Annotated in this window: 15 protein-coding genes; 8 read left to right on the top strand and 7 right to left on the bottom strand. The window is 60.5% G+C overall.

Translation table 11 applies throughout. From position 1 onward, the window contains the following. Positions 1-2 precede the first annotated feature (2 nt). The 4 genes from R6Y96_RS09405 to R6Y96_RS09390 are packed head-to-tail and all read left to right on the top strand — an operon-like array spanning position 3 to position 3,137. Positions 3-749: a metal-dependent hydrolase gene (locus R6Y96_RS09405; protein WP_318621132.1), complete on the top strand. Its 747-nt coding sequence runs from the start codon at positions 3-5 to the stop codon at positions 747-749. A gap of 44 nt (positions 750-793) precedes the next feature. After that, positions 794-1,996: a threonine synthase gene (gene thrC, locus R6Y96_RS09400; RefSeq protein WP_318621131.1), complete on the top strand. Its 1,203-nt coding sequence runs from the start codon at positions 794-796 to the stop codon at positions 1,994-1,996. Beyond that, entirely contained in the window at positions 1,936-2,565 is a 630-nt protein-coding gene (locus tag R6Y96_RS09395; protein ID WP_318621130.1) for a DUF5803 family protein, read from the top strand. Before thrC ends, R6Y96_RS09395 begins: the two co-directional genes overlap by 61 nt. Further along, positions 2,562-3,137 carry a LysE family translocator gene (locus R6Y96_RS09390; RefSeq protein ID WP_318621129.1) on the top strand — a complete coding sequence of 192 codons (576 nt, stop codon included), beginning with the start codon at positions 2,562-2,564 and terminating at the stop codon, positions 3,135-3,137. Before R6Y96_RS09395 ends, R6Y96_RS09390 begins: the two co-directional genes overlap by 4 nt. Here the strand turns inward: R6Y96_RS09390 and R6Y96_RS09385 are convergent. The 7 genes from R6Y96_RS09385 to R6Y96_RS09355 form a co-directional block, all read right to left on the bottom strand. Continuing rightward, entirely contained in the window at positions 3,112-4,020 is a 909-nt protein-coding gene (locus R6Y96_RS09385; RefSeq protein ID WP_318621128.1) for a thiamine pyrophosphate-dependent enzyme, read from the bottom strand. The genes R6Y96_RS09390 and R6Y96_RS09385 overlap by 26 nt on opposite strands. Continuing rightward, a complete protein-coding gene (locus R6Y96_RS09380) occupies positions 4,021-5,175 on the bottom strand; it encodes a transketolase C-terminal domain-containing protein (protein ID WP_318621127.1) in 1,155 nt (384 codons plus the stop codon). Next, on the bottom strand, positions 5,175-5,435 hold the full coding sequence (locus R6Y96_RS09375) for a 4Fe-4S binding protein (protein WP_318621125.1): 261 nt from the start codon (positions 5,433-5,435) through the stop codon (positions 5,175-5,177). Before R6Y96_RS09375 ends, R6Y96_RS09380 begins: the two co-directional genes overlap by 1 nt. Further along, the gene (locus R6Y96_RS09370; protein WP_318621123.1) at positions 5,435-5,980 is read right to left on the bottom strand and encodes a pyruvate ferredoxin oxidoreductase subunit gamma; all 546 of its coding nucleotides are present in this window, start codon (positions 5,978-5,980) and stop codon (positions 5,435-5,437) included. Before R6Y96_RS09370 ends, R6Y96_RS09375 begins: the two co-directional genes overlap by 1 nt. A gap of 133 nt (positions 5,981-6,113) precedes the next feature. Next, entirely contained in the window at positions 6,114-6,731 is a 618-nt protein-coding gene (hxlB, locus tag R6Y96_RS09365; RefSeq protein ID WP_318621121.1) for a 6-phospho-3-hexuloisomerase, read from the bottom strand. A gap of 472 nt (positions 6,732-7,203) precedes the next feature. Further along, positions 7,204-8,076, bottom strand: coding sequence for a methanogenesis marker 12 protein (locus tag R6Y96_RS09360; RefSeq protein WP_318621119.1), 873 nt, complete (start codon positions 8,074-8,076; stop codon positions 7,204-7,206). Between the two features lie 68 nt (positions 8,077-8,144). Further along, positions 8,145-9,017 (bottom strand): DUF368 domain-containing protein, encoded by an 873-nt coding sequence (locus tag R6Y96_RS09355; RefSeq protein ID WP_318621117.1) that lies wholly within the window; start codon positions 9,015-9,017, stop codon positions 8,145-8,147. 299 nt (positions 9,018-9,316) lie between these two features. On the opposite strand from R6Y96_RS09355, the gene R6Y96_RS09350 reads away from it, so the two are divergent. From R6Y96_RS09350 to R6Y96_RS09335, 4 genes are all read left to right on the top strand, one after another. Further along, on the top strand, positions 9,317-10,246 hold the full coding sequence (locus tag R6Y96_RS09350) for an NAD-dependent epimerase/dehydratase family protein (protein WP_318621116.1): 930 nt from the start codon (positions 9,317-9,319) through the stop codon (positions 10,244-10,246). A gap of 24 nt (positions 10,247-10,270) precedes the next feature. Continuing rightward, positions 10,271-11,425, top strand: coding sequence for a cofactor-independent phosphoglycerate mutase (locus tag R6Y96_RS09345; RefSeq protein WP_318621115.1), 1,155 nt, complete (start codon positions 10,271-10,273; stop codon positions 11,423-11,425). 452 nt (positions 11,426-11,877) lie between these two features. Beyond that, positions 11,878-13,509: a beta-ribofuranosylaminobenzene 5'-phosphate synthase gene (locus tag R6Y96_RS09340; protein WP_318621114.1), complete on the top strand. Its 1,632-nt coding sequence runs from the start codon at positions 11,878-11,880 to the stop codon at positions 13,507-13,509. Positions 13,510-13,984: 475 nt separating this feature from the next. After that, a complete protein-coding gene (locus R6Y96_RS09335; RefSeq protein WP_318621112.1) occupies positions 13,985-14,596 on the top strand; it encodes a hypothetical protein in 612 nt (203 codons plus the stop codon). Positions 14,597-14,659: the final 63 nt, after the last annotated feature.

The raw sequence follows: 14,659 nt of genomic DNA, 5'->3' as shown, positions 1-14,659 counted from the left end.
TCATGCGGGGTGACCAGCACGTATCGCTCAGTCTTACAACGGCAGCGCTCCTTATCGCTCCAAATCTCAGTATTATCGACCCTTTCACGGCCGTCGTCCTCCTATTTGGCACATTTGTTGGATCGGTTGCCCCGGACGCTGATGCCACCGATGCAGCGATATTCAACGGTCGCGTCAGCGGGGCGAAAGGAAAACGAGGCCAGGTAATAAACGGCCTTGCAGTGGTGCTTCCGATCTTTGGCTATACCATCAGGTACCTCATCTACTACCCGATCTCGCTGGTCTTCACGCTCCTCCTCCGGAAGAACTACCGCCACCGCCACCGTGGACTGCTTCACTCGCTACCGGGTGTCGGCCTGACCACGCTCATCCTCTCCGCGTACCTGGCCATAATCCTGGCCTGGCTCGGAGTCTCCCTCGCGCTCCTTCCAGCATTCGGCTGCGGGTTCTTTGGGGGGTCTCTCCTTCACCTGCTGGAGGATGCCTGCACCCCTTCCGGCGTCGCCTGGTTCTACCCCTTCTCCCGCCGGCGGGTCTCCGGGCGTGTCAGGGCGCAGAGGTCCTTTGAGGTGCGCCCGACAATCTTTGCCGCTGTTCTTCTGATAGCGGCGGCGGGAGTGCTAATCGCGCCGTTCGTGACCGATCTGACAGCGGATGAACTCCGGTTCATCGCGCCTGCTGCCGCCTTCATCCTCTGGCTGCTGTTCCTGCTCGTCTCTGGTGTAAGGCGCGAACGACGCTGTGGATGAGGTGAAACCATATCTATACGTAGATTCGCGAACAACAATCTTGCATGTACCGTCTCGTCTGCGTTCATTGCGGTGCAGCCTACCCGCAGGACCAGATCATCTACACGTGCAGCCGCTGTGGGCACCTGCTGAGTGTCGAGTATGACCTCGATGATATCGAAGTCTCGCGGGGCGAGTGGAACCGCCGCCGCCTATCGGTCTGGCGCTACCGCGAGATTCTTCCTCTCCGCGGTGAACCGGTCACCCTCCAGGAGGGAGGCACCCCTCTCTACCATCTGAAGAAAATCGGAAAAGATCTGGGTCTTCCCGAACTCTATGCCAAACACGAGGGGATGAACCCGACCGGTTCGTTCAAGGACCGCGGCATGACCGTTGGTGTCAGTATGGCGCTTGAACTCGGTATGAAGAGCGTTGCCTGTGCGAGCACCGGGAACACCTCCGCAAGCCTCGCCGCCTATGCTGCAAAGGCCGGTGTTCCCTGTGTTGTCCTCCTGCCTGCCGGGAAGGTAGCCCTTGGCAAGGTCACCCAGGCGCTGATGCACGGCGCCAGGGTCATCTCCATACGCGGCAACTTCGATCGGGCGCTCGAGATGGTGCATGAACTCTGCGTCAGCCACGGCCTCTACCTCTTAAACTCGGTCAACCCCTACCGCCTGGAGGGGCAGAAGACGATCGGGTTTGAGGTGATCGACCAGGTTGGCGGGGTGCCGGACCGGATGGTTCTCCCGGTCGGGAACGCCGGTAACATATCCGCTGTCTACAAAGGGCTCAAAGAGCTCGAGGCTCTTGGGTTCATAGACCGGTTGCCCATGATGACCGGTATCCAGGCAGCCGGTTCACAGCCGGTGGTGAGGGCGATCGAACAGAACCTCAATGTTCTGATCCCGGAATCCAATCCTGAGACTGTAGCCACCGCGATCAGGATCGGCGCCCCTGTAAACGCGGAGAAGGCGCTTGTTGCCATCCGCGCCACCGGTGGGACCGCGGCGGCCGTTACCGATGAGGAGATTCTTGCGATGCAGAAGGACCTGGCGCGGAAAGAAGGGATCGGGGTCGAACCTGCCTCAGCCGCCTCGGTTGCGGGTGTTCGGAGACTCGTCGAGCAGGGTCTGATCGATAGGGATGAGAGGATCGTCTGTGTGGTGACCGGTCATCTATTGAAAGATCCAGAAACGGTTGTACGACAATGCGAACCTCCAGTCGAGATCGACGCGGACATATCATCGCTGCTCTCTGTCTTGCGCTGATCCTTATCAGCGCACCGGCTATCAGCGCACCGGCGGCAGCGCAGGAGGCCGTCTTCCAGGTTCTGCCGGATGGCACTGCCTATGAAGCCTCAATAGAGGTCTCGGGGGACACCTACACCCTCTGGACGCCGGGGCTCCTGGGGGAGCGCGTCCCGCTCCAGGTGGAGGATCTTGAGGTGCTCGGTCCCATGGGCCCGGTTGAGTACCGTGAGGAAGGAAGGGGCGTAATCACCTTTCCCGAGGGGAACTACACCATCTCTTACAGGGTTCCGGTAAGGAATAATCAGTTAGTTGCAGCTTTTGATACGCCGTATAACGTGACGGTCGTTCTTCCTCCGGTTTTTAAGGTAGATAACCCGCTCATAGGTATGGTCAGCACCGGCGGGGTTGTATCGCCGGGTCCGAATGAAACCACGGAAATTGCGTGGGAGGGGGCAAGGGTCGTGGAGGTCAGGTTCTACACCGCTGAACGCGAGATCCTGCTCACCACCTTCGGCACCATATGGCTTGCGGTCGCGGTTGTCCTCGTCTTCCCCCTCCTCATCTCGCGCAGGAGGGGCGGCAGATGATCGAGGTCTTCGCCGCATCCTTCATTATCGGGTTCTCGGGGGCTGCATCCCCTGGCCCGCTGACCGCCTCGGTTCTTGGTATCGGTTCGCGGCAGCCGCTGCGTTTCGTCACGGGGCTTGTGGCCGGGCACGGCGTTCCTGAAGCGGTCATGGTCGCTGGCATAGCCTGCGGCGTGCGAGACGTTCCGCACATCGACCTTGTCGCTCTCCTTGGTTCATGCGTTCTTATTGCGCTGGGCGCCATGCAGTTCCTGCGTGCTGGTGACACTCTCGTTGTGAGCGAGAAGACCCCGATGCCGGTTGCCTTCGGGCTGGCCTGCACTCTGGGCAACCCCTACTGGTGGGTCTGGTGGCTCACCTTCGGCGTCGGGTTTCTCGCGCTCCACCCATCGTTTACCGCGTTCTACCTCGGGCACATAGGCGCGGATATCGTCTGGCTCGGGCTGCTTGCCGTTGCGGTCTCACGGGGGGCAAACTTCCTTGGCCGCCACTACAAAAAAGTGGTGCAGGCGAGTGGACTCGCCATGATGCTCTTTGGGCTCTACTTTATTCTCTCGGTTCTTTCGACCTGATATCGATCCCGAACCGCTCAGCGTTTGCATCTGCGATCCTCTGGATCTCGGCAATCAGGTCGTCCCGGCGGGTGGGTTTGAAGAGGTGCTGGAACCGCTTCTGCCTGGAGAGATACTCCTCGACGGGTTTACGTTTCACCTTCTTTGCCTTCTCCACCGTACCGTTGGCCATCTCGTAGTTCACCCATAGACCGGTCTCGATGGCGAGTTTGGCCATGTTGATCGTCTCACTCGACTCAAAGCCCCATCCGGTGCAGCAGGGGGTGTGCACCTGGATATAGCAGGGGCCGGGTGTATTGATCGCACGCCTGACCTTCTTTTCGAAGTCGGCCGGGTATGCGATCGAGGCGGTCGCAACGTAGGGTGCCCCGTGGGCTGCCAGGATCGCGGGCATATCCTTCTTTGGGCGGACGTTGCCCGGTGAGCACGCACCCGCCGGACTTGTTGTGGTGCTTGCGGCATACGGCGTTGCACCGGAACGCTGGATGCCCGTGTTCATGTAGGCCTCGTTGTCGTAACAGACGTAGGTGATGTCGTGGCCCCGCTCGAAAGCGCCGCTGATGCAGAGCATACCTATATCGAACGTGGCACCATCACCGCAGATACAGACAACCTTCTCGCTGCGTCCCTGCTTCTTCAGCGACGCCTCAATCCCGGATGCAACCGCCGCAGCGTTCTCGAAGAGCGAGTGAATCCATGGAACCCCCCAGGCGGTCTCGGGGTAGGGTGTTGAGAAGACCTCCATGCACCCGGTCGAGTTGACAACGATCACGTTCTCCCCGGTGGCCCTCAGGAGCAGCCTTGCTGCAAGCGCGGGGCCGCATCCGCCGCACGCCCGGTGTCCGGGGGTGAATAGGTCACACCCTTCCGGTACCGCGGTCATTCAGAGCACCTCCGTCCGCAGTCCATAAAACATATCTCCTCTTCCTTCCTCTGCGAGATCGACGATCCCCGCGATATCCTTCTTGCGTATATCACGCCCGCCGAGAGCGACGATGTAGTCGTATACGGCAGTGCCGGAACCGGAGAGAGCCGCTTTCACCTCGGTGCCAACACCTCCGCCGCTCCCGAGAGAGATGTTCCTGTCGAGCACCGCCACGGTAGAGACCCCCTTGAGCGCATCCCTGATCTCCTCTGCCGGGAACGGTCGGAACATCCGGATCTTTAAGAGTCCTGCAGTCTTCCCGGCATCGCGCATCTCGTCGACGGCGTCCTTTGCGGTGCCGCAGATGGAGCCCATTGCAACAATCGCGGTATCGGCATCCTCCAGCCGGTAGCCCTCAACGGGCGCGGAGTAGTCTCTCTCAAACTGCCTGGCAAACTCACGACCGGCTTTCGCGAAGACCTCCTTTGCACGATGCTGTGCCCGATCGATCTCGTAGCGGAACTCCATGTAGTAATCTGGAGTTGCGTACATCCCGAAACTCAGTGGATTACTGGCATCGAGCCGCTGGTATGGGTTAAACGCGGGCAGGTAGGCGTCCACCTCCTCCTGCGTCGGGATGGAGACCGGTTCATAGGTGTGAGTGAGGACGTAGCCGTCGAAACAGACAAACGCCGGCAGGAGGACATCGTGGTCTTCACAGACCCGATATGCGATCATGTGAAGGTCGACGGCCTCCTGGTTGTCCTCTGCGTAGACCTGGAGCCATCCGGAGTCGCGCAGCGATATCGAGTCCTGCTGGTCGTTCCATATCGAGAGCGGCGCGCCGAGCGAACGGTTCGCGATCGTCATCACGATCGGCTGGCGCAGCCCGGCAACGTTGAAGCAGACCTCAAACATCAGGGCAAGCCCCTGTGATGTCGTTGCCGAGTATACCCTTGAACCCGCTGCACTCGCACCGAGACAGGCTGAGAGGGCCGAGAACTCGCTCTCGACGGTGATGTAGTCAGCATCGAGTTCGCAATCCGCCACCATCTGGGCAAGGGCCTCGACGATATGCGTCTGCGGTGTGATGGGATAGGCTGCGATCACCTGCGGGCGGCAGCGCTTCACAATCTCGGCCACCGCGTGCGATCCTTCCATAATCTCCAGCATTATTTCTCCTCCTTCTCCATCCTGATGGACTTTTTCGGGCAGACCTCTTCACATATGCCGCAACCCTTGCAGTAGTCGAGGTCGGGCTCGAACTTCCCCTCATCGGTCTCGCGTATACAGCCTTCGGGACAGAACTGGGCGCATATGCCGCACCCGTTGCAGGTCTCAGGGTCAAAGACCGGTTTGAAGACCCGCCAGGTGCCCGTCTTGTTGTCAAGCGCTTTGCCTGGCGGCGCGGCGCAACCAACACGGAGCGCCATTACGCGGCACCCCCGACCAGTTTATATGCGCGCTCTGCTGCACGGATGTTCTTCTCGGCCAGTCTCTCTCCGAACCGGTTCCGCAGCGCGCCTTTGAGTGGTTCAAGCCCGATCTCGCCGGTGGCTGCAGCGAAAGCGCCCATCAGGGTTGTGTTGGTGATGGGCAGGCCGAGTTCTTCCAGCGCGATGGTGGTTGCATCTATCGTGTAGACGGTTACACCCTCAGGAACGCGGAAATCACTGGCCGTCTTCTCGGTGTTGATGATAGCGATTCCACCAGGTTTTATGCCGCTGAAGACATCCACATCCCCGATCAGGGTGGGGTCCTGCACAATGATGTAGTCGGGCTCGTAGACCTGGCTACGCAGCCGGATCTTTCTATCACTGAACCTGACGAACGCCTGAACCGGGGCACCCCGGCGTTCCACGCCAAAAGCAGGGAACGCCTGGGAGAACACACCGCCCTCAAATGCAGCGCAGGCGATGAGTTCGGCGGCGGTCACGGAACCCTGGCCGCCCCTGCCGTGAATGCGTAACTCTCTCAATCAATAACCCCCAATAAATCTTAATGATCAATAATATAAAAATCCGGCACTCCCGGAGGGGCGCACCTGGTGGAGCATCAATCACTCCGGGAGATGGATGCATCCTGCCGGTAAAGGAAATTGTGCAGGGCGCTCACTGGACGTTTGCAAGCCGGCTTTTGAGGTCTTCAGGCGTGCACTGGCGTATCTCCATCAGGGCTGAGACAACGGCGTCGGAAAAGACCAGCGCAGCGGTCTCAAAGAGTGTCCCGAGAGGGGCAAACGATGCGGAGACCGAACGGTACTGACCGGTGAGCTGGCGGATCTCAAAGTCGCTTGGAAGCCCCTGGTCTTTGACCCGGTTGTTCCCGATCTCTACAATGCAGTCGGCGATACGGCCTATGCTCGAGTCGGGTGTTGAAGTGATAAGGGAGACCGTCCCCCCGAGTTCCCTGGCGGTCTCGCAGGCGTCAACGACCGAACGGGTCTCACCCGAACCCGAGACCGCGATAAGCACGTCGCCCGATCTAAATGCCGGGGTGATTGTCTCGCCGATGACATAACTCTCAAACCCCAGATGCATCAGCCTCTGGGCGAATGCACGTGCTACAAGCCCGGAACGACCGGCGCCGGCGAGATAGATCCGTTTTGCGTTCAGGATCTCCTCCAGAAATCGGTTCGCGCTCTCCCGGTCTATGTTGCGCGCCACTTCTTCGAGGCTCGATGTCATCTGAAGCATGAAATCGGTGATACTGGGAAATTCCTGTGGCATGGTCGCTGTCTCCCACCTTGTAGTCTCTATACAACATGGCGCAGTTAATAGATTTCCCTGCCTGGAAAAAGTTGTCTCGTATCCTGGCTCCTCAAACATTACTGCCAGGCTGTACCCTGGTTTGATGAACCCATCTCCGAATGGATTCCGTTGGACGTTCATCGCCGCGGACGGCGCTCTCCGCTGTCAGCCCGGTCTCTTCAGTCTCTGATTCTCCATCGATACAGTGCCAGGGAAGAGCATCTCCAGCGTTCGCGGTGAGACCCCCAAAAGATCCGGTCTCCGTCCGTGGCCCGGCCGCCGGGACAATCGCCACGCACTGCCCGCCCCCTCTGAAAGCACCGGGAGGCAGCGGAACGCGAGTGGTTTCGAGAGATACCCGGGATGTTTGATGACCTCTGTATATGGGGGGAGATCGGTGTGCCCCTCTCAAGTCAGAGGCTGCCGATCGGTTAGGACGAGATCGCCCCACTCAGCGTTCCACCGCAAGCCCGAGGATACCGGTCGCCCCGGAGAAGACGTCGCGGGCGATCCGGACGAGGCCGCGCGCCGCACACCACTCGTCGTAAACCGCGACCTTCCGGGAGAGGAGTGCCTCCACCTCAGTGGCGATGAGGGGGGCCATGCTCCCGGCGATGGCGACCTTTGCACTCGGGTTGAGGAGGAGCATTGCAGCACACTCCATCGCGGCAAACATCGCCATCGTCTCCACCCTGAGGTCGGCGTCCATGGTGTAGTTCACACCTGCGTGGAGGAAGGCGTCGTTTGCCGTTATCTCTCCCCGGTCGATCCGGCGTATGGCGTTCACGTCAAGAGCCCCGTGCTCCGTCCCTGGGGCGAAGATACAGGCGTCGAACGCGCCGGTGATCCTGCCACCGGTCACAAGGAGGCTGACGGTGTTTGAACTCGCGTCGCAGATCACGACGTCGTCTCCAATGTCGTGCACGACCTGGTAGGCGATCCCGATCTTCTCCGGGCTTGCCTGATGCGAGTAGGCCTTGAACCGCGGGTCGGTCGGCGAACCGCGGTGCAGCCCCGGGATGACGATGGCGGGAAGGCCGCTCTCCCTGATTGCATCGTAGACCCTGGTGCCGCCGCCGATATGTTTTCCTGCACCCTCCTGTGAGGCCACACCGCGGTTCTCGACCCCCCTGATATCGGTGATGGCCGTGATCCCGTCACCCATCGAGTAGCAGACGGCAACTCCCTCGATCTCGTCGAGTGGGCCGAGCCGGGCAAGGTCACCCGCCGAGAAATACCTTGCCTCTTCACGGGAGATCTTGAACTCCGCCTCGCCGTTAGAGAAGCGCATCGCTGTGGTGCCGTGGTCGATACCGATGAACATTAAGTATCACCTTTGTATCACAATGGGATAGTAAGTTTCCGGATCGCGCGGTGCAAAAGGCGAGGAACTCAGGCTGTGTTGGCCTGGTACCGCCTCTTCGCGTACTCCACCGCGCCGACAACGATGAGACCGGCAAGGAAGAAGATCAGGCCTCCTGGCAGCATGTTCCCGGCCTCTGATCCCCTCTCTACAAGCATACGGGCCGAACCGAGCATCAGCCCGGTAAGGGAGGCAAGCATCACCTCGTGGTAGGTCGAGAGGAGATACTTGAGGGCCTTTGCAAAGAGGATGAGCCCTACAATACCCCCTACCATGTATGCAAGGAGTTCGGGTATCGATAGCGCCCTGAGCGCCGCGAGCATGAACTCGTACTGGTTCAGCACAAGGGTGATGTATGCTCCCGATATCCCGGGCAGGATCATCGCGCAGAGCGCCGCCATCCCGGTGAAGAAAAGGATCGGCAGTGAGTGCCCGATAGCCATGTGGCCGAGACCCCCTATGATGTAGCCGGCACCTGCCCCGATGAAGAGGAAGGCGACGGTTGCATGGCTATGGGAGTGGATATCGAGGAATATGGCGATCGCGGAGGCAACTATCAGACCGAGGAAGAAGGAGTAGGTCTCGACTGCATAATCGGCGAGGAGCGTGAGGATCACCCGCGAGACCAGGAGGAATGCGGTGCCTATGCCGGCGAGGAGGACGAGGAGGAATGGTATATCGATCTTCTCGAGATCCGCTCGCAACGCTACAGTGTCGCCCCTCAGCAGGTCTTTTGCCAGGTTCAGGTCGATGCTCCCTATGGCCGCGATCAGTCGCTCGTAGATCCCGGTGATCAGGGCGATCGTCCCCCCTGAGACGCCGGGGATTATGTCGCAGGCACCCATCATGAGACCGCGCAGGTAGATCCCGGCGTGCTCCCGGATATCCGGCCGCAGATTCATGACCTGGCTCCACGAGAGATCTCGATGCGGTAGTCTCCAGCCGTAAGCAGGTCAAAACCCTGCATGGGAAGGATATGGGCGCGCGGGAATCGATCCTCTCTCCGGTGGCAAAATGACGATCTCAATCGGACAACTCCTGGTTTTCTATACCGTGGAGCCTCTTACGAAAAATATGTGCCGTTGTGACGCAAGCAGCGGCGGTTAGGACATCGTCGCCCGACCACAGCGATCCTTTCGGGTTGCTCATGTCCGCGAGGCCATCCAGTAATCCTATAGCATCGGAAGGATATTACTGTACAATGTTCTGTATCGTAACGGGCGGTGCCGGTTTCATCGGATCACACATCGTCGACGCCCTGGCTGCAGCAGGGGACGAGGTGCTGGTCATAGATGATTTCAGTGCCGGTAGCGAGAAGAACCTTGCGCACCACCAGGCTGGCGACAGGGTCAGTCTCATCCGGCAGAACCTGCTCGACGATGGGTGGCAGGAACGGTTTTGTGGGGCAGACCGGGTCTACCATATCGCGGCTGACCCCGATGTCCGGCAGAGCGCCGTAAACCCCGACTCGCAGGTCAGGAACAACATCATCGCCACCTACCGGGTTCTCGAGGCGATGCGGGCTCATGGAGTGCCCGAACTTGTCTTTACCTCAACCTCGACGGTCTACGGCGATGCCACCGTCATCCCGACACCCGAGACCTATTCCCCGCTTGAACCGATATCCGTATACGGGGCGACGAAACTTGCCTGCGAGGCGCTCATATCATCCTACTGCCACTCGTTTGGTATGACGTCCTGGATCTACCGGTTTGCAAACATCATCGGCGAACGGAGCGGTCATGGCGTCATACCTGACTTCATCCGGAAACTTCGCGAGAACCCGCGCGAACTCGAGATCCTCGGCGACGGCCGGCAGACGAAGTCCTACCTTGAGGTCAGGGAGTGTGTCCGTGCTGTGCAGTTCGGGATCGAGAACTCCCACGACCCGGTGAACGTCTTCAACATCGGTTCTGAGGACTGGATCGACGTTGTCGCAATCGCCGATATAGTCACGGAAGAGATGGGGCTATCGGGTGTCCGTTATCGGTTCACGGGAGGTGCGCGCGGCTGGGTCGGCGATGTGCCAAGGATGCAGCTCTCGGTTGAGAAACTCAGGAACCTCGGCTGGCGGTGCCGGACGACCTCGGAAGAGAGCGTGCGCAGCGCCGTCCGCGCCATGCTGGGATAAAGTGGCACGGTGCAGGGATTTTTCATGAAATACATCGTCATTCTCGGAGACGGCATGGCCGATGAGCCGCTTGCCGAACTGGGGGGCAGGACACCCCTTGAGTACGCAGAGACGCCGAACATGGACAGGATCGCGCGCGAAGGTTGTTGCGGGATGCTCCGGACCGTGCCGGAGGGGTTTGAACCCGGGAGCGATATTGCAAACCTCTCCGTCCTGGGCTACGACCCGCGCGTCTCCTATACCGGTAGGGGACCGCTTGAGGCGGCCAGCATGGGCATCGATCTCCGGGAAGGGGAGATGGCATACCGCTGCAACCTGGTCACGGTCAGGGACGGGTTGATGGTGGACTTCAACGCAGGGCACATCTCGAGCGCCGAGGGGGCGGCCCTGCTGCGCGATCTGGATCTCGTGCTCGGGGGCGTCCGGGTATACCCGGGTATCAGTTACCGCAACCTCCTTGTCCTCCCGGAGGGGCGCGGGTCCCTCACCACCCCCCCACACGACATCGTCGGCCGCTTCATACAGGAGTACCTCCCGCGTGGCGATGATGCCGCTGTACTCCTTGAGTGCATGGAGCGGTCATGTGAGGTATTTGCCGATCACCCGGTCAACCGCCGCCGCGTGCAGGAGGGGAAGAATCCGGCAACCGGGATCTGGCCATGGAGCGGTGGGAAGAGACCGTCGCTTGAGCCTTTCCGCGAGAAGTACGGCCTTGCCGGCGGGGTGATCTCGGGAGTCGATCTCCTCCGCGGCATCGCTCGCCTTGCCGGGATGGAGGTGATCTTCGTTCCGGGCGCCACGGGGTTCATCGATACCGATTACAAGGCGAAGGCCCGATACGCGGTCGATGCCCTCGACCGCCTGGATTTTGTCTACATGCATGTCGAGGCCCCTGATGAGGCGGGGCACATGGGCAGCGTCGAGGAGAAGGTGCGGGCGATCGAGCGGCTCGACGAGGCGATAGGGCTGATCCTTGAGCGCCCGGAGACGGTGGTCGCGGTTCTCCCGGATCACCCCACCCCGATACGCTGCAGGACGCATACCGCCGACCCGGTACCTTTTGCTGTGCTCGGGAAGGGGAAGGATGGCGTCAAGGGTTTCTCCGAACGGGAGGCACGGAAAGGTTCGTTCGGGCTCATGGAGGGGGCTGCATTTCTTCCGATGCTCTTCTCGACGTAAACCTCTTTCTGCATGGGCAGGGAACCTGTGAGTTCAACTGTCTGGGATAATATCTCCCCGCCTCTTCTCGTGGTATCTGCGGGAGCGGTCAAATCCGCCCGGTGATCGTCTTTTGCCGACCACCCCCTCCTCCCGCTTCCTCGAGGGGAGCGGACGGTGCGGGGCGATACTCCCGGTGGCTGTGCCAGGGATTTCATGGAGACGTCATAGAGATCCCCTCCGTGGCACCGTATCGCTGGAGAATCACCCCCGGGGGGTGGAACTGACGGGAGGGGGTACTTTACCCTCCCCCTGTCTCGTGTATGATTCCAGAAACTGCATCTCACAAAAAATACCCCAGCCACCCCGGGACAGAGGGGGAAGGCGGTCTGCGGCGATGCGGATACCTCCCGTAAGCTGTTCCAGGCGCGCGGCTCATCAAATCAAGGGCAGAGCCTGGAGGAACTGGTTTGATGGCCTTCGATGGCCTTCCGCGGTCACGTCTGTTGACGAGCCGCCACCTTTTTGTGCTCTACATATTAAATGCCTACATTGATATGGAACCCCTCACGACAGAAGGGATCGTCGAGAAGATCCGCAAGATCGAGGAGGGTGTGGGCAGGCTCTCGCCGATGCAGAAAGTCCTCATCGGGACCGACGGTTCGGTGACAGGGCTGCTTGAGATGGCGACCGGCCACCCGGTCAGCATCACCACCCTTGTCCAGGACGTTCTCAGTGCCGATGCCGGGGCGGCGACTGAGCTCGATATCGAGCCCGGTGAAGAGATCAACTACCGCATTGTGGAGTTGAGAGACAGCGTAACTGGAGAAGTGCTCATATACGCGGTCTCCATCACCCCGCTTCGGCGTCTCGCCCCGGAGTTCCGGCATGACCTGATGCGGGCGGATATCCCCATAGGCAGGATCCTGCGTCACCACAGGATTGAGTCGCGCCGCGAGATCACCGATGCCCGGGTCATCCGGGCCGGTGCAGACCTTGCACGGTCGTTCAAGGTCAACCGCTGCGAGCCGATGGTCTCGCGGAGATACCGGATCATCCACCAGGAGGAGCCGCTGATAGTAATCGAGGAGATCTTCCCCTGCACCGCTTTCACGGACGAGATCCGGGTTGTGGTCGATGCACCATCCCGGCTACATATCACCCTGATCGACATGAACGGGGCCTCCGGCAGGGTTGATGGCGGGGTCGGGGTCACGCTCGATGAGCCGGGGTGTGTCCTGGATGCGCGCAAGGCCACCGGGATAGAGGTTCGCGGTGGCAACGATGAAGCGCGTCGCAGGGTTGCCGATGCGGCCCGGGCAACGAAGGAAGCGTTCGGCCTTCCTGGCGGTGCGGAGATAGCCCTCCACTCCATCGCAAGGCAGCACGCCGGTCTCGGGAGCGGGACACAGATCGCGCTTGCCACGGCCGCCGCCATATGCCGCCTGTACGAGCGGGATGTTCCAGTCGCTGACCTTGCAAAGGTTGTCGGCCGCGGCGGGACGTCGGGGATCGGCACGGCGGCGTTCGAGCAGGGGGGTTTCATCCTTGATGGGGGGCACCGGTTCGGTTCCCCGGGCGGGAAAGATGGTTTCCGGCCGTCGGCCGCATCAAGAGGGATCGCACCGCCTCCGGTTCTCGCCCGGCACCGTTTCCCCGAGGACTGGGGGATCCTGCTGGTGACGCCGGATGTCAGTGCCGGGGTGCACGGGACAGCGGAGGTCGATATCTTCCGCACCCATTGTCCTGTGCCGCTCGAGGAGGTTCGAGAGGTCTGCCATGAGGTGCTCATGCGGATGATCCCGGGGATAGTTGAGCATGATCTCGACCTCTTTGGCTCGGCGGTAAACCGGACGCAGCAACTGGGATTCAAGAAGGTGGAGGTGGGCCTGCAGCACCCGGTTGTTCCGGCGCTGCTGGAGGCGATGGTTCAGGCGGGTGCCGCCGGAGCCGGGTTGAGTTCTTTCGGGCCGACGGTCTATGCCATAGGCGATTCCGGTATGGCTGATCTTGCCCGGGCGGCAGAAGAGGTGCTCGTCGGCCACGGCGGTTTGGTGACCCTGACCAGGGCTAGGAACTGCGGGGCGAAGATGCGGGCAGGTTAAGAGGCGTCCCTCTCTCCTGCTGCAGGCCATGCCCGTGCGTCTGGACTGGAGCGCGGGGATGCGCAGGATCTTTCCTGGGGCGTTGAGATGGAAACAGGGTGATACGTGGAAAAGGGAGGGAGGATCGCTCCGGAAGGACAGGCGGTGCATCAGCCCCTTGCATCATCATCACTCAGTGGGGGTAACTCTCATCATCTGCACCTCCCCACCCGGGTACGGGTTACAGGTCAGGGATATTAAAACTCCCCGGATAGACCCTCTGCGTGTTATGGCGAACCTCCACGCATCCTTCTTTGCGGCCTGCAGGATGTGCCTGCTGATTGCCCGCGGGGGATCGATTAATGCCCCGCCGAAGACTGCTCGCACAGGTTCTGCAGCCCGCGATGTTTTTTTTGCGGTTTCATCATGCCAATCTGCGGTCGCCTGTGGGCCACCGGTGGAACTGTATATCTTGGAGTCCAATATTTATTTAGATATGTCCAGCAAGAAGGAAGTCAGCATCGGGATCACCATCAACCTCGATAACTACGAGAACATACGGCTCGAGGTCGAGGGTGATGCAGAGACGCAGGAGGATGTTGAGAACCTCATCCTCTTTCTGGACGAGATCCTTGCCAGGCTCGGCCGGGGTGATCCCGCGACCGCAGAGCGTGTGGATGCGTACCGGCGGCGGGTTTTCTCGTCAGGGGCGGCAGCACCAGAAGGGGCAGTCCGGAAGGAGGAGGTCTCCGTCAAATCTCCAGAGCCCGAAGAGCGTGAACCGCTCCCTGTTGCAGAGACTCAGGCAAAGCCGCTGGTGTGGGAGGAACCGATCCCCGACCGGGCAGAACCCACCACACGCCCCCAACCGGAATGCCAGGAACCGTTGCTGACCCGGAGAAAGGAAGAAAAGCCGCAGGCTCAGCCTGCATCTCCCCCGGTGAGACCTGAGCCGCCAGAGCAGGAGACAGTGCCGGCAAAGCCCTCCCCCGCGCAGGAAGAAGATGTCTGTGAGGTCTGTGGAGCGGCGGTCCCGAAGACTCAGGCGAAACTCTCACAGCTCTTTATGAGCCGGACGCTCTGCAAGAAATGCATGGAACGGCCCTGAACTTCCCCTCAGGATACCTGCACAAAGGAGGAGCACCTCGACCTGGAGAGTATAAATACTACA

The organism is Methanoculleus receptaculi (assembly GCF_033472595.1).
GTDB lineage: Archaea > Halobacteriota > Methanomicrobia > Methanomicrobiales > Methanoculleaceae > Methanoculleus > Methanoculleus receptaculi.
Note: the sequence above shows the minus strand (reverse complement) of the source record. Positions and strands in the feature narration are given on the sequence as shown.

Excerpts from the sequence above, each read along its gene's own strand:
- R6Y96_RS09405 (WP_318621132.1), top strand. The coding sequence starts at position 3 with ATGCGGGGTGACCAGCACGTATCGCTCAGTCTTACAACGGCAGCGCTC.
- thrC (WP_318621131.1), top strand. The coding sequence starts at position 794 with ATGTACCGTCTCGTCTGCGTTCATTGCGGTGCAGCCTACCCGCAGGAC.
- R6Y96_RS09395 (WP_318621130.1), top strand. The coding sequence starts at position 1,936 with ATGCGAACCTCCAGTCGAGATCGACGCGGACATATCATCGCTGCTCTC.
- R6Y96_RS09390 (WP_318621129.1), top strand. The coding sequence starts at position 2,562 with ATGATCGAGGTCTTCGCCGCATCCTTCATTATCGGGTTCTCGGGGGCT.
- R6Y96_RS09385 (WP_318621128.1), bottom strand. The coding sequence starts at position 4,020 with ATGACCGCGGTACCGGAAGGGTGTGACCTATTCACCCCCGGACACCGG.
- R6Y96_RS09380 (WP_318621127.1), bottom strand. The coding sequence starts at position 5,175 with ATGCTGGAGATTATGGAAGGATCGCACGCGGTGGCCGAGATTGTGAAG.
- R6Y96_RS09375 (WP_318621125.1), bottom strand. The coding sequence starts at position 5,435 with ATGGCGCTCCGTGTTGGTTGCGCCGCGCCGCCAGGCAAAGCGCTTGAC.
- hxlB (WP_318621121.1), bottom strand. The coding sequence starts at position 6,731 with ATGCCACAGGAATTTCCCAGTATCACCGATTTCATGCTTCAGATGACA.
- R6Y96_RS09360 (WP_318621119.1), bottom strand. The coding sequence starts at position 8,076 with ATGTTCATCGGTATCGACCACGGCACCACAGCGATGCGCTTCTCTAAC.
- R6Y96_RS09355 (WP_318621117.1), bottom strand. The coding sequence starts at position 9,017 with ATGAATCTGCGGCCGGATATCCGGGAGCACGCCGGGATCTACCTGCGC.
- R6Y96_RS09350 (WP_318621116.1), top strand. The coding sequence starts at position 9,317 with ATGTTCTGTATCGTAACGGGCGGTGCCGGTTTCATCGGATCACACATC.
- R6Y96_RS09345 (WP_318621115.1), top strand. The coding sequence starts at position 10,271 with ATGAAATACATCGTCATTCTCGGAGACGGCATGGCCGATGAGCCGCTT.
- R6Y96_RS09340 (WP_318621114.1), top strand. The coding sequence starts at position 11,878 with ATGGCCTTCGATGGCCTTCCGCGGTCACGTCTGTTGACGAGCCGCCAC.
- R6Y96_RS09335 (WP_318621112.1), top strand. The coding sequence starts at position 13,985 with ATGTCCAGCAAGAAGGAAGTCAGCATCGGGATCACCATCAACCTCGAT.